Here is a 13,925-nt window from a genome sequence, read left to right on the forward strand (position 1 = left end):
TCCATTTTTGCTTTACTATCAGGCGGGGCATTTTTTGTCCTGAGCTGTTTCTTTATCGTTATCTGGAAGCTATGTAAGGACAACATGGAAATCTTTTTTACTATTCTAATCCTCACGCTGGTGGTGTCGCTTTCGGGCGTTGCCGCTCGCATCATTCCTTTTCAAATTCCCTTGCCGCTGGTGCAGATTGCCATGGGCGCGCTGCTGGCGTGGCCGACGTTCGGTCTGCATGTCGATTTTGATCCGGAACTGTTTCTGGTTCTGTTTATTCCGCCGCTGCTGTTTGCCGACGGCTGGAAGACCCCGACCAGCGAGTTTCTGCATCACGGACGGGAAATCATCGGCCTTGCACTGGTGCTGGTGCTGATTACGGTCGTTGGTATTGGCTACCTGATTTACTGGCTGGTGCCCGGCATTCCGCTGCTGCCTGCGTTTGCGCTGGCGGCCGTGCTGTCGCCAACCGATGCCGTGGCGCTTTCCGGTATCGTCGGCGAAGGACGGATCCCGAAGAAAATCATGTCCATTTTGCAGGGCGAGGCGCTGATGAACGATGCGTCTGGCCTGGTATCGCTAAAATTTGCCGTTGCGGTAGCGATGGGCACGATGGTCTTTACCGTTTCCGGCGCGTCGCTGGAGTTTGTCAAAGTGGCCGTGGGTGGCCTGCTGGCGGGGATTGCCGTCTGCTGGCTGTATGGGAAATCGCTGCGCCTGCTCAGCCGCTGGAGCGGGGACGATCCGGCAACGCAGACGGTCTTGCTGCTGCTGCTGCCGTTCGCTTCCTATCTGATTGCCGAACACATTGGCGTTTCCGGCATTCTGGCCGCCGTGGCGGCAGGCATGACCATTACGCGTTCCGGCATTATCCGCCAGGCACCGCTGGCCATGCGCCTGCGCGCTAACAGCGTCTGGCAAATGCTGGAATTTGTCTTTAACGGCATGGTGTTCCTGATGCTGGGTCTGCAGCTGCCGGACATCCTGCAAATCTCCGTTAGCCAGGCCGAAGCCGATCCTAACGTTGACTTGTGGATGCTGGTGCTTTCCGTGGTGCTGATTTATGCCGCGCTGATGGTCGTACGTTTCGCCTGGCTGTGGACCATGCGACTGATTAGCCAGCGCCTGCTGAAAAAAAGGCCGATGGAGTTTACCAGCTACAGCCTGCGTGAGCTGCTTATCGCCTCTTTTGCTGGCGTACGCGGCGCGATTACGCTGGCCGGTGTCCTGTCGATTCCGCTGTTTCTGCCGACAGGCCACGCTTTCCCGGCGCGCTATGAACTGGTGTTTCTGGCGACGGGCGTGATCCTCTTCTCGCTGCTGGTTGGCGTGGTGATCCTGCCGCTGCTGCTGCGCGGCGTAGCCGGGCATGATAAAACGGCGCATCGCCATGAAATGCAGATGGCGCGCGCGGTCATGGCCGAAACCGCTATCGACAGCCTGTATAAAATGGAAGAGCGGCTGGTTGCGGACACCGAAGAGAATATCGATCCGGAGCTGGTGAAAGAGGTGAGTTCGCGGGTGATTGGCAACATGCGCCGTCGCGTTGATGGCAAAGCCGATCTGGAGCGTGCACTCTACGCGGAAAACCTTGAGCGCCGCTTCCGCCTGACTGCACTGCGCGCCGAGCGCGGCGAGCTGTATCATCTGCGCGCCACGCAGAAGATCAGCAACGAAACCATGCAGAAGATGCTGCACGATCTCGATCTGCTGGAAACGCTGCTGATAGAGAAAGAAGAGTAACCCCAGGGCCGCGAGCCGTATGGCTCGCGGCTTTTATCGTCGTACTCCCCAGGCAGACCCTATTTTTCTTTGATCGTTGCCCGGTTCTTTTGCCACCAGCGAATCCTTCCCGGTTCAGTAAGAGGAAAGTTTTTAACCAGAATATCACTCTGATGAACTGCCACAATCTCCGTAGGTTGCAGCATGGTGGTAATCACATAGAGCCAAATCGCGAGGACAAAGGCAGGGAAAACCAACTTAATCGGCTTCACTTTTTACTTCCTGTAAGGGTGATTGGGGCGTCACTGCCCTTCGTGGCTGACTATTTTAACTGTTTGTTTTTTGAACGACATTGCGTATTTAAACAGCCAGGCGGCTTTTTTAAAAGGGTTGATACCTGAAAGGTATCTCCTGAATTGAAATTCAGCCCCATAGACCGTTGTGGAACAATGACGATTCACTTACGGAGGGGCTATGGAAAACAGACATCTTGCTCGGGATCTGAACGTCGGCGCGATAGGCTACGGTGCTATGGGGCTGAGCGAATTTTACGGTGAGACTGACGACAAAAAATCGCTCAGCTTACTGAATAAGCTGCTGGATCTTAAAGTCAATTTTATTGATACCGCCGATTTGTATGGTCGTGGTCATAACGAACGATTAATCGGGCATTTTTTGGCGAAGTTGAACAACCAGCGCCGGCAGGCGTTCAAAGTTGCCACCAAATGCGGTATTGAGCGTGGCCCTGATGCCGCTTACGCCAGAAAGATAAACAATACGCCGGGCTATATTGTGCGCTGCTGCCACGAGTCACTACAGCGGCTGGGCGTAGAGAAAATCGATCTTTTCTATCTTCATCGCGTTGATACAGGTGCAAATATTGAAGAAAGCATGCAAACGCTGGCCGATCTGGTAAAAGAAGGAAAAATTGGTCATATAGGGTTGTGTGAAGTCTCTGCCGCGACGTTAAAGAAAGCCCATGCGGTATTTCCGGTAACGGCCGTGCAGACAGAATATTCATTGTGGACGCGTGATATTGAAGAAAGCGTTTTACCCGCCATCAAAGCGTTGGGTATTGGCCTGGTCCCTTATTCTCCGCTGGGTCGAGGTTTCCTGACCGGCAAATATCTGAGCACCAGCGATTTTGCCGAAGGCGATTTCCGCAAAGGTAACGAGCGATTCCAGCAGGAAAACTTAAATCACAACCGTAAGCTGCTTGACGTCATCAAACCGTTGACCGAGAAGTATGGCTGTAGCTCCGGACAGATCGCGCTTGCGTGGCTGCTGGCGCAGTATGAGAAAACCGTCCCCATCCCCGGCACCAAAAGCGAAAAGTATCTGGCAGAAAATGCCGCTGCGGCTAACCTCGTTCTTGATATATCTGATATCGAGGCGCTAAACACCCTGCAACGTACTATTGAAATTAAGGGAAGCCGCTACAGTGAAGAAGGTATGAAAGGCGTTAACGCTTAATCGTTCTTTGCCGATCAAGATGACTTTTGGTTTGCCAACTATCAGAAAGCCGGAGCCTGTTATGGCTCCGATTTTTTTCACTCTGCTGCAACCATTTACTGCTTATTAAATTTTTATACTTTCACGTCCACATATTTTTCAACAACGGTTTTGGCAGGAATGAACGCGACCAGCAGGAAGGAAAGGGCGATAGCAGCCCCTGCCGTGATAAACAATGCCGGTCCAGTGCTCCGACGACACGAGCCGCTAACAGCATCTCGTAAGAACTGACGGCGGCAGACCCGACATTAGAGATAAAAAGAATGACCGTTAGCGAAAGCAACAGAGCTTTTTTCGGTAAGTTACCTAAAAATACGCAAGCGAAAAGCGCACTCAAAGCACCCACCCAGGCATAAAGCGAGACGGTCATGCCGATTTCAGCTTCAGAAGCATGCAGGCCATTGGCGACAGGCGTTAACAGGCCAACCGGGGCCAGTTCGGTGGTAACAATAGTGAATGTTGCAAGAGCCAGAATAAATAGCGCCAGCCATGCTCGTATCGACATAGCCGTCTCTTTAATAACGGTTGACATAATAATCACCTTTTATTTTTTACATTATGTCGCCAGTATTATCTGCTGGATTAAAATAATTTTATCCGGCGATAAGCTGGCGTTTTCAGGAGTGAGCTTTGTTTAAAACAGCTTGCTGACTTTATAAATATTCAGGCATGGTGAGTTTCCTTATGCGGTGGATCACTAAAGCCAATTTATCACCTCAGTTTCTCGGGAGAATTGTTACTTTTGTGATTCCTTTTTGGTATCAACAGCCATTTCTGTCACCCGCAGACATCCATTTACAGTTCGGGCTTCTTCAGGATAAGGTAAGTTTAATTAGCTGGTTATCCCTGCCTCGAAAGGCAGCTACGGAGAAATTTTGTCTATTACCAACAGCAAGTTACCCAGCATAAAGCAGTTGCAATGCTTTCTGATTGTTGCCCAGGAGCTAAATTTCAGGAAGGCCGCTGAGCGTTTACGGATGACGCAACCGCCTTTAACGCGGCAGATACAATCGCTGGAAGAAACGCTGGGCTGCGCGCTGTTTATTCGCAATACCCATGAGGTTCGCCTGACGCCGGTTGGTATTCAGCTGGTAGAAAAAGCGACTCATTTACTTGGTGAACTAGAACAGTTTGTTGTCGATGTAAATAAAGAAAATACCCATTTACGTATCGGGCTTACCCGCACGCTCAACTTTGATAATATTCCGCAGATTGCCAATAAAATACAAATTCTGATAAATAATCAGGAGCTGGAAATACAAAATCAAACCTCCAGTCAGCTCCTGCAATCGCTCTCTAAAGGGCAGATGGATCTGGTGATTACCGGTGAAAAAAGCCTGCATGGCGAACAGGATTTTAAATTTGACTGGCTCTATAAAGAACCTTTATTCGTTGCCATGCCTTCGGCTCATCCAGCCAGCCTGCAGGAAAAAGTCTCTTTTACCGATCTGGCCGATCTTCCGCTGTTCTGGTTTCCACGCAATGCCAACCCGGCTTTCTATGACAAGTGCGAAAAATATTTCCAGCAGCTGCCGTTTGCTATCCGCAAGGTAAAAGAGCCGGATGACTCTTTAGTTTTGCTTTCCAGCATCGTTAAAAGCAAAGGTTTTGCGTTGATGCCTCGCTCAATGTGTACTTTTAACCAACAGGGACTTTGTTACCGTGCGTTGACGAGTGAAGCGGCAGACGCCCTGAATATTGACGTCTACCTGGTCAGCCGTAAAAACGAAGAGCGGGATCGGGTTAAACAAGGTGTTGAGAGCCTGATGGCATAGTTCCCGACAGAGGCTAAAGCGCTGCCGGAAAACCGTTGCCTACACCGACAACGTTTGCGTATGGCCTGGCCAAAACTGGCGACAGCAGGCGATCCAGGCCTGGGCGCTTTTTGACAGGTAGCTCCCCTCGCGCCAGATCAGTCCCAGCTGCCACACCAGCTCCGACTCCAGCGGTAGCCACAGCAGCTGGCTTTTATCCAGCCGCTGGCAAACCGGCTCTGGCAGGATAGCGACGCCCATGCCCGCCTGCACCATGGCGGCCAGAAAGTCCCACTGCCCGCTGCGAACCGCAATCTGCGGCGCAAAGCCGCTGGCCTGGAAGGCGCGCATTAGCTGGCGATTCAGCGAAAACTCCTCGTTATAAATCAGGATAGGGTGCCCGGCCAGTTCGGCCAGCGGGATATGGCTGCGGCGTAGCCATTCCTGGGTTTTGGGCACCAGCACGCACAGCGGATGGCTCATCAGCGGCAGCGCGTTCAGCGGCAGATCGTCCGCTACCGGCAGCGCGGTCATGGCGATATCCAGCGTGCCGGAAAGCACCGCCTGCTGCACGGTCAGGCCGCCAAATTCAGAAATTTTCAGCTCGACGCCCGGATAACGCTGCCGAAAAGCGGAGATCGATCCCGCTATCTGCATGCCGACCATGGGCGGAATACCCAGCCGCAGCTCGCCGGTTTTCAGATCGTTAATATCGTTGATTTCCGCTTCCAGCTGCTTGAACTCCTGTAAAATCGTCAGCCCGCGCTGATAAACCGCCTGGCCGGTATCGGTCAGATGCAGCTTGCGTCCTTCGCGGATAAGCAGCGTGCAGCCCAGTTCCTCTTCCAGCTGGCGCAGCATTTTACTGATGGTGGGTTGGGTGACAAACAGCTGTTCCGCCGCGCGGGTAAAGCTTTGCTGGCGCACCACTTCCACAAAATAACGCAGGGCTCGGACGTCCATAAACATTCCTGTAAGGCATAGTTCAGATAATATTAAGTCATTTATTTCACCCTTTGTTATCGCTTTATACTCTCTTTACGCATTATTCAGAGAGAGACCATCATGACGCTGGCAATACGTCCGCACAGAGCGGGCTGGCTGCAACGTATTCAGGTTCCGTTACAGGTTGTTTTGTACATTGGTTTTTTTATCGTCGCGCAGCAGTTAGTTGACTGGCTACATCTGCCGTTGCCCGCCAATATCGTTGGCATGCTGCTGCTATTGGCGTTGATTATGTTAAGGATATTGCCGCTAAACTGGGTAAAGGCGGGGTCGCGCTGGCTGCTGGCGGAAATGCTGCTGTTTTTTATTCCGGCGGTGGTAGCGGTGGTCAATTATTCACAGCTGCTGCGCGTGGACGGCTGGCGCATCATGATCGTGATTACGATCAGCACGCTACTGGTGCTGACCGCTACCGCACTGGTGGTCGATCGCGTCTACCGCTTTGAAATCTGGCTGGCAGAACGCAAAAAGGAGCGTCGTGGTGAATAATTTTATCATCAGCCTGCTCTGCCTGGCGGCAACGTTACTGATCTACTTTCTCAATAAACGTCTTTACCGGCGCTGGCATAAACTGCTGCTGATGCCGCTGGTGATGACGCCGATGGTACTGGTGGCGCTGCTGCTGCTGACGCGCATTTCCTGGCAAAACTATATTGGCGAAAGCCACTGGCTGCTGTGGCTGCTTGGCCCGGCCACGCTGGCTTTTGCCGTGCCGGTTTACGAAAACATGGCGATTATCCGCCGTCACTGGCTGTCGTTAAGCGCTGGCGTGATTACCGCGACGCTGGTAGCCGTGTGCAGCTCGGTCTGGCTGGCAAGGCTGCTGACGCTGCCGGAAGCGATCCAGCGTAGCCTGGCCGTTCGTTCTATTACCACACCTTTTGCGCTGGCGGCAGCGAAACAGCTGGGCGGCCAGCCCGATCTGGTCGCGCTGTTTGTGGTGATCACCGGGGTATTTGGCATGGCCGTCGGCGATCTGCTGTTTATTCGCCTGGCCGTTAAGCAAGGACTGGCGAAAGGGGCCGGTTTCGGCGCGGCTTCCCACGGGGCCGGTACGGCTCGCGCCTATGAAATCGGTCAGGAGGAGGGGGTGGTGGCCAGCCTGGTGATGATGCTGTCGGGGATAGTCACCGTTGTGGTTGCGCCGCTTATTGGACGTATCATGTGGGCGGTCGTGTAGTTGACATATTCGGTTACGGCCAGAGCGCAACGTTAACTAAATGAGCGCCCGGATTCGTCGCTTTCTCATTTTCTTCTGGCTGATGATGGTTTACTCTCCGGTGCCGTCGGGAAACGGCGAAAAAAAATTCATCAGGAGAAGAAAATGAAAGCAGTGGCAACTACCGCAGGCGCTCTGGCGCTACTGGTGCTGGCAGGTTCAGCGCAGGCGATTGAAGGCGGAATTGACGTAGGTCGTGACTATACCAACCTGCACGCTGGCCTGGGCACTACATCGACCGGTTTTGCGGTTTCAGGCAACTGGCTGCGCAGCGATCACGACGGCAGCATGGGTAGCCTGGGTCTTGGCTACAATGTTGGCCTGGGCGACGCGTTTATCACGCCAGGCGTGAAGGCCATTTCTACCAATCCGAAAGATAACAAAGATGGTTATGCGATTGCAGTAGGCGTTGGCGTTCATCTGCCTGTGACCAATATGTTTAACGTATTCGGCCAGTACTACTACTCGCCGGACTCGTTCTCCAGCCATATCAACGACTACCAGGAAGCTTCTGGCGGCATCAGCTTCCAGCCAATCTCGCTGGTTGACGTACGCGTTGGCTATCAGTACATGACGATGGATGGTAAAGACGGTCGTAAAGACAACGTTGTTGCCGATGGTCCATACGTTGGCGCATCCGTACACTTCTGATACGGATAAGGGATTTGCCCGGTTGAGCGCAAATCCCCCTGAAAACGAGTCTGGTGTTAGCCAGGCTCGTTTTGCTTAATCCTCAATGGCCTTTGCCGCTTTCAATCCCCACGCCTGTTTGCGAACGAATAAACTGCGCCTGAAAACGCTGGCGTTCCAGCTCGCCTTCTTTTGAAGAATCCGTCACGGAAAAAAGCCAGGTACCAATAAACGCAACCAGCATGGAAAACAGCGCCGGATATTCATAAGGGAAGACGGCTTTGGCATGACCCAGCACCTGTACCCACACCGTCGGGCCAAGGATCATTAACAGGACCGCGGTCAGCAGCCCCAGCCAGCCGCCCACCATCGCGCCCCGCGTGGTCAGCTTTGACCAGTACATCGACAGCAGAATAATCGGGAAATTACAGCTTGCCGCAATAGAGAAAGCCAGCCCGACCATAAACGCAATGTTTTGTTTCTCAAATAAAATCCCCAGCGCAATGGCGACCACGCCCAGCACCAGCACGGTGATTTTTGAGACGCGCAGCTCCTGTTTTTCCGTCGCCTGACCTTTTTTGACCACGCTGGCATACAGGTCATGCGACACGGCCGATGCTCCCGCCAGGGTTAGTCCGGCGACCACCGCCAGAATGGTGGCGAAAGCAACAGCGGAGATAAAGCCGAGGAAAAGACTGCCGCCCACGGCGTCAGCCAGATGCACCGCAGCCATATTGTTGCCGCCAATCAACACGCCCGCCGCATCCTTAAAGGCTGGATTAGCACCCACCAGCAGGATTGCGCCAAAGCCGATAATAAAGGTCAGGAAGTAGAAGTAGCCCATAAAACCGGTGGCGTAGAAAACGCTTTTACGCGCCTCGCGGGCATCGTTAACCGTAAAAAAGCGCATCAAAATATGCGGCAGGCCCGCCGTACCAAACATCAGTCCAAGACCGAGCGACAGTGCGGAAACCGGATCCTGCACCAGTCCGCCAGGCCGCATAATCGCCACGCCTTTGGGATGCACCGCCATCGCCTGGGTAAAAAGATTATTAAAGCTGAAGCCGACGGTTTTCATCACCATAATGGCCATAAAGCTGGCGCCAAACAGCAGCAGCACCGCCTTGATAATCTGCACCCAAGTCGTGGCCAGCATGCCACCGAACAGTACGTAAAGCACCATCAGAATGCCTACCAGCACCACGGCGACGTGGTAGTCCAGGCCAAACAGCAGCTGGATCAGCTTGCCCGCGCCAACCATCTGCGCAATCAGATAAAGCGCTACTACGACCAGCGAACCGCAGGCGGAAAGCGTGCGGATCGGCAGTTGCCTCAGGCGGTAAGAGGCAACGTCAGCAAAGGTATAGCGGCCCAGATTGCGCAAGCGCTCGGCGATTAAAAACAGAATGATTGGCCAGCCGACCAGAAAGCCCAGCGAGTAAATCAGCCCGTCATAGCCAGAGGTATAAACCAGCGCGGAAATCCCCAGAAACGAAGCCGCCGACATAAAGTCGCCCGCCATCGCCAGGCCATTCTGCAAACCGGTAATATTGCCACCGGCGGTGTAATAGTCGCTGCGCGAACGGGTACGCCTGGATGCCCAGTAAGTAATACCCAACGTAGCCGCGACAAAAATTAAAAACATCACGATGGCTTCGCTATTCACCGGCTGTTTTTGCACCGCGCCGCTAAGGGTATCGGCTGCCGCCGCAGAAAAAGGCAGTAGCGGGAGTAAATATAAAAGTTTCATCCCTTCACCTCGTTCAGCAGCTCGCGCGTTAAGCGGTCGAATTCCCCATTTGCCCGCCAGACATAAACGCCGGTAAGTACGAAGGAGATAATAATTAAGCCAATACCAATGGGAATACCTCGCGTCACTCTGGTATGGGCATCGAGCGGCGTACCGAGCCAGCCAGGGGCGAAGGCAATTAACAGAATAAAGCCGACGTAGAGAACAAGCATAATGATTGAAAGCAGCAGGGCAAAAGCCTGGCGTTTTTTAACCAGCTCTTTAAAGCGCGCGCTGTTTTCAATTCGCTGATAAATATCGTTCATCACCAAATCTCCAGAGAAATTATAGGAACTGGCCTTGCTCGCCATTTATCAGCCGCGCGCGCCAGTAATGCCTCATCATCGGAAAACGAGTTGAAAGGGATAAATAAAGGGCAGCGTTATTTTTTTAATCCGCTGCCCGTTTGCTGCTGTTATTTCCTGCTGCCGTCAGGGCATAGCAATTCCCTGCTTCTCCTCCAGAAGTTTTTCCACCACGCCCGGATCGGCGAGGGTAGAGGTATCGCCTAAATTGCTGGTATCTCCGGCGGCAATTTTGCGCAGAATACGGCGCATGATTTTGCCGGAGCGGGTTTTTGGCAACGAATCCGTCCAGTGCAAAATATCCGGTGTGGCAATCGGGCCAATCTCTTTACGTACCCAAGCGCGTACCTCGCTATAAAGCTCCGGCGACGGTTCTTCGCCGCTGTTCAGCGTGATATAGGCATAAATAGCCTGGCCTTTAATATTGTGTGGAATGCCAACCACCGCCGCTTCGGCAATTTTGGGATGTGAAACCAGCGCGGATTCGATTTCCGCCGTTCCCAGACGGTGCCCTGAAACGTTCAGCACATCATCTACGCGGCCGGTGATCCAGTAATAGCCATCCTCATCGCGCCGCGCGCCGTCACCGCTGAAATACATATTGCGGAAGGTAGAAAAGTAGGTCTGCTCAAAGCGGTCGTGATCGCCAAACAGCGTGCGCGCCTGGCCTGGCCAGGAATCGACAATCACCAGGTTGCCTTCGCATGCGCCTTCCAGCGCGTTACCTTCGTTATCGACCAGCGCGGGCTGGACGCCAAAAAAAGGTTTCGTGGCCGAACCGGCTTTCAGCTCGGTGGCGCCAGGCAGCGGCGTAATCATAAAACCGCCCGTTTCCGTCTGCCACCAGGTATCCACAATCGGGCAGCGGCCGTTGCCGATTTTCTGGTGATACCACTCCCACGCTTCCGGATTGATTGGCTCACCGACCGAACCCAGAATACGCAGCGTCGAGCGGTCGGTGCCGCTAATTGCCTTGTCGCCTTCGGCCATCAGCGCACGAATGGCGGTTGGCGCGGTATAGAGCAGCGTCACCTTGTGCTTATCAACCACTTCCGCCATACGGCTTGGTTTTGGCCAGTTGGGCACGCCTTCAAACATCAGCGTGGTCGCGCCCAGCGCCAGCGGGCCGTACAGCAGATAGCTGTGGCCGGTAATCCAGCCGACATCGGCGGTGCACCAGTAAACGTCGTCGTTGTGATAGTCAAAAACGTATTTAAAGGTTGTCGCGGCATAAACCAGGTAGCCGCCGGTGGTATGCAGCACGCCTTTCGGCTTGCCGGTGGAACCAGAGGTATAGAGGATAAACAGCGGATCTTCCGCACCAATCTCTTCCGGCTGGTGGTGGGCGCTGGCTTTGTTAACCAGCTCGTGCCACCAGAGATCGCGGCTGTTCCAGCTGATATCCGCGCTGGTACGGCGGAACACCACTACGTTGGTAATGGTGGTAACGCCTGGATTAGCCAGCGCCTCGTCGACGTTTTTCTTTAGTGGAATAGTACGTCCGGCGCGCACGCCCTCGTCGGCGGTCACCACCAGCTTAGCGGCGGAGTCGATAATGCGGCCCGCCACGGCCTCTGGCGAAAAGCCGCCAAAAATTACCGAGTGCACCGCGCCGATGCGTGCGCAGGCCAGCATGGCGACCGCGGCTTCCGGCACCATCGGCATATAAATAGCCACCACGTCGCCTTTGTTGATGCCCAGCTCTTTTAGCGCATTGGCAAAGCGGCAGACTTCGCGGTGCAGTTCCCGAAAGGTCAGAGTTTTGCTTTCGCTGGCGTCATCGCCTTCCCAGATAATGGCCGGATGGTCGCCACGGTTGTGCAAATGGCGATCCAGACAGTTGGCCGCCAGGTTCAGGGTGCCGTCCTCATACCAGCGAACGTTAACGTTGCCCGGTGCGAACGAGGTATTTTTTACGCGGGTATAGGGCTTAATCCAGTCGAGGATTTTGCCCTGTTCGCCCCAGAATGCATCAGGGTCCTGCACGGATTGCTGGTACATCGACTGGTACTGTTGGGCAGTAATCAGCGTATTTTCCGCAATATTTGCGGGAACGGGATGTCGGTGTTGTTGGCTCATGGCTACTCTCCTTGAAGTTGTTAATAATATGTCAATCAAAGGTTGGATGGAGCGAGCCGCCGGGCTTTGTTCGCTTTTTGCGCCACGGATCACAAGGGAGGGCGGAAACGGTGAAAAAGTTAGCGCGTTATGATGAAATTTTCCGCCGTTCTGGCCGGGCTGGCTTGCACTTAAGCTAAATTTTATGGCTAAAAAAAGTACAACCGAACCGGGAAGGACTGGCGATAACTTTTCTGACGTCTGCATAGCTATGCGCGATATCAGCCAAATATTACTAATTATAACAACGGCTTAATAATACGCTGAAATTCCAGAGCTTTATCCTGCACAGTGATGATAGTTTAGCCATATATCACTTAGGGTTGCATTTATACCCGTGAAAATGGTACTGATTACGCGCCTGCAAATCAGGTATCAACTATCCATTATCCGCGAATTCGCCGACATCGGCCTGCTTCCCTTGAGAGTGAGTACTCCGCATTAAAGACGCGGAGAGCGGGTTTTGTTAAGGAAAAAACTATTATGAAAGCTGCAAAATTCAGCCTTGCCTGGCAAATATTGACGGCGTTGGTACTGGGGATCATCGTTGGCGCGATACTGCATAATCAACCGTCAGATCGTGAATGGTTAATCGCTAATATTCTTAGTCCTGCTGGCGATATCTTTATTCACCTGATCAAGATGATTGTTGTGCCTATCGTGATTTCCACGCTTATTGTCGGGATCGCCGGCGTGGGCGATGCGAAAAAACTGGGGCGGATTGGCGTCAAAACCATCCTCTATTTTGAAGTGATAACCACCATTGCCATTGTGGTAGGGATTACCCTGGCGAATGTGTTTCAACCTGGCTACGGCATTGATATGTCGACGCTGGCAACGGTGGACATCTCTAAGTATGAAGCCACCACGGCGCAGGTGCAGGGCGGCGCGCATAGCCTGGTCACCACGCTCCTTTCGCTGATCCCGCAGAATATTTTTGCGGCGATAGCCAAAGGCGACATGCTGCCGATTATCTTCTTCTCGGTTCTGTTTGGTCTGGGGCTGTCATCACTGCCTAAAGAGCAGCGTGAGCCGCTGTTGAACGTGTTCCGTTCCACTTCGGAAACCATGTTTAAAGTCACCAACATGATCATGCGCTATGCGCCGATTGGCGTGTTTGCTTTGATCTCGGTGACCATTGCTAACTTTGGTTTTGCTTCGCTGTGGCCGCTGGCCAAGCTGGTGATCCTGGTTTACGTCGCCATTCTGTTCTTTGCCTTTGTGGTGCTGGGTTCGGTGGCGCGTATCTGCAAGCTGCGCATCACCACGCTGATGCGCATTCTGAAAGATGAGCTGATTCTTTCTTACTCCACTTCCAGCTCTGAAACGGTGCTGCCGAAGATCATGGAAAAGATGGAGGCTTACGGCGCGCCGAAGTCGATTACCAGCTTTGTAGTGCCGACCGGCTACTCGTTTAACCTGGATGGTTCCACGCTTTATCAGAGTATCGCCGCGATCTTTATCGCGCAGCTGTACGGTATCGACCTCTCTATCGGTCAGGAAATCGTACTGGTACTGACGCTGATGGTAACCTCTAAAGGGATTGCCGGCGTACCGGGCGTTTCTTTCGTGGTGCTGCTGGCGACGCTGGGTAGCGTGGGTATTCCGCTGGAAGGCCTGGCGTTTATCGCTGGCGTTGACCGCATTATGGATATGGCTCGTACCGCGCTCAACGTGGTAGGTAACGCGCTGGCGGTGCTGGTGATTGCCAAGTGGGAAAACCAGTTTGATGCCGAGCAGGCGGTGGCCTATGAAGCGAAGTTTAAGCGCCTGGGCGCGGCTTCCTGATTAATGACCCGCTTTAAGAAATGGCCTGCGGGCCATTTTTTTTTGGCTCAGCAAATACCCGCCGTGCTTCTGGATTATTTAACATGGCGCTG

At 53.3% G+C, this 13,925-nt stretch carries 12 protein-coding genes and 1 pseudogene; 7 read left to right on the forward strand and 6 right to left on the reverse strand.

The annotated features are described in order from the left end of the window. The first annotated feature begins 84 nt into the window (after positions 1 to 84). A complete protein-coding gene (locus KUE00_RS17670; RefSeq protein WP_246761308.1) occupies positions 85 to 1,734 on the forward strand; it encodes a Na+/H+ antiporter in 1,650 nt (549 codons plus the stop codon). Positions 1,735 to 1,793: 59 nt separating this feature from the next. On the opposite strand, the gene KUE00_RS17675 is transcribed toward KUE00_RS17670, so the two are convergent. Continuing rightward, positions 1,794 to 1,985 (reverse strand): DUF943 family protein, encoded by a 192-nt coding sequence (locus tag KUE00_RS17675; protein ID WP_246761309.1) that lies wholly within the window; start codon positions 1,983 to 1,985, stop codon positions 1,794 to 1,796. Positions 1,986 to 2,187: 202 nt separating this feature from the next. On the opposite strand from KUE00_RS17675, the gene KUE00_RS17680 reads away from it, so the two are divergent. After that, complete coding sequence (locus tag KUE00_RS17680) at positions 2,188 to 3,186, forward strand: aldo/keto reductase (RefSeq protein WP_246761310.1); 999 nt, start codon at positions 2,188 to 2,190, stop codon at positions 3,184 to 3,186. Between the two features lie 223 nt (positions 3,187 to 3,409). Here the strand turns inward: KUE00_RS17680 and KUE00_RS17685 are convergent. Further along, positions 3,410 to 3,730: pseudogene (locus KUE00_RS17685) on the reverse strand (MFS transporter); the annotation flags it as partial. Between the two features lie 409 nt (positions 3,731 to 4,139). Here KUE00_RS17685 and KUE00_RS17690 point away from each other — a divergent pair. Beyond that, complete coding sequence (locus KUE00_RS17690; protein ID WP_343215894.1) at positions 4,140 to 5,000, forward strand: LysR family transcriptional regulator; 861 nt, start codon at positions 4,140 to 4,142, stop codon at positions 4,998 to 5,000. 39 nt (positions 5,001 to 5,039) lie between these two features. On the opposite strand, the gene KUE00_RS17695 is transcribed toward KUE00_RS17690, so the two are convergent. Then, positions 5,040 to 5,942 carry a LysR family transcriptional regulator gene (locus KUE00_RS17695; RefSeq protein WP_246761312.1) on the reverse strand — a complete coding sequence of 301 codons (903 nt, stop codon included), beginning with the start codon at positions 5,940 to 5,942 and terminating at the stop codon, positions 5,040 to 5,042. Between the two features lie 102 nt (positions 5,943 to 6,044). Here KUE00_RS17695 and KUE00_RS17700 point away from each other — a divergent pair, with 102 nt between their 5' ends. From KUE00_RS17700 to KUE00_RS17710, 3 genes are all read left to right on the forward strand, one after another. Then, on the forward strand, positions 6,045 to 6,473 hold the full coding sequence (locus tag KUE00_RS17700) for a CidA/LrgA family protein (protein WP_246761313.1): 429 nt from the start codon (positions 6,045 to 6,047) through the stop codon (positions 6,471 to 6,473). Then, positions 6,466 to 7,164, forward strand: coding sequence for an LrgB family protein (locus KUE00_RS17705; protein WP_246761314.1), 699 nt, complete (start codon positions 6,466 to 6,468; stop codon positions 7,162 to 7,164). The genes KUE00_RS17700 and KUE00_RS17705 overlap by 8 nt, the downstream gene beginning before the upstream one ends. 144 nt (positions 7,165 to 7,308) lie before the next feature. After that, a complete protein-coding gene (locus tag KUE00_RS17710) occupies positions 7,309 to 7,854 on the forward strand; it encodes a YfaZ family outer membrane protein (RefSeq protein ID WP_246761315.1) in 546 nt (181 codons plus the stop codon). A gap of 82 nt (positions 7,855 to 7,936) precedes the next feature. Here the strand turns inward: KUE00_RS17710 and KUE00_RS17715 are convergent, their stop codons facing one another. The 3 genes from KUE00_RS17715 to acs form a co-directional block, all read right to left on the reverse strand. Next, the gene (locus KUE00_RS17715; protein ID WP_246761316.1) at positions 7,937 to 9,583 is read right to left on the reverse strand and encodes a cation acetate symporter; all 1,647 of its coding nucleotides are present in this window, start codon (positions 9,581 to 9,583) and stop codon (positions 7,937 to 7,939) included. Further along, positions 9,580 to 9,888 carry a DUF485 domain-containing protein gene (locus tag KUE00_RS17720; RefSeq protein ID WP_246761317.1) on the reverse strand — a complete coding sequence of 103 codons (309 nt, stop codon included), beginning with the start codon at positions 9,886 to 9,888 and terminating at the stop codon, positions 9,580 to 9,582. Before KUE00_RS17720 ends, KUE00_RS17715 begins: the two co-directional genes overlap by 4 nt. Positions 9,889 to 10,053: 165 nt before the next feature. Continuing rightward, a complete protein-coding gene (gene acs, locus KUE00_RS17725; protein WP_246761318.1) occupies positions 10,054 to 12,006 on the reverse strand; it encodes an acetate--CoA ligase in 1,953 nt (650 codons plus the stop codon). A 522-nt stretch (positions 12,007 to 12,528) separates the two neighbouring features. Here acs and gltP point away from each other — a divergent pair. Continuing rightward, positions 12,529 to 13,833 carry a glutamate/aspartate:proton symporter GltP gene (gene gltP / locus KUE00_RS17730; protein WP_246761319.1) on the forward strand — a complete coding sequence of 435 codons (1,305 nt, stop codon included), beginning with the start codon at positions 12,529 to 12,531 and terminating at the stop codon, positions 13,831 to 13,833. Positions 13,834 to 13,925 lie beyond the last annotated feature (92 nt).

The sequence above is a fragment of the Erwinia phyllosphaerae genome (assembly GCF_019132875.1).
Lineage (GTDB): Bacteria > Pseudomonadota > Gammaproteobacteria > Enterobacterales > Enterobacteriaceae > Erwinia > Erwinia phyllosphaerae.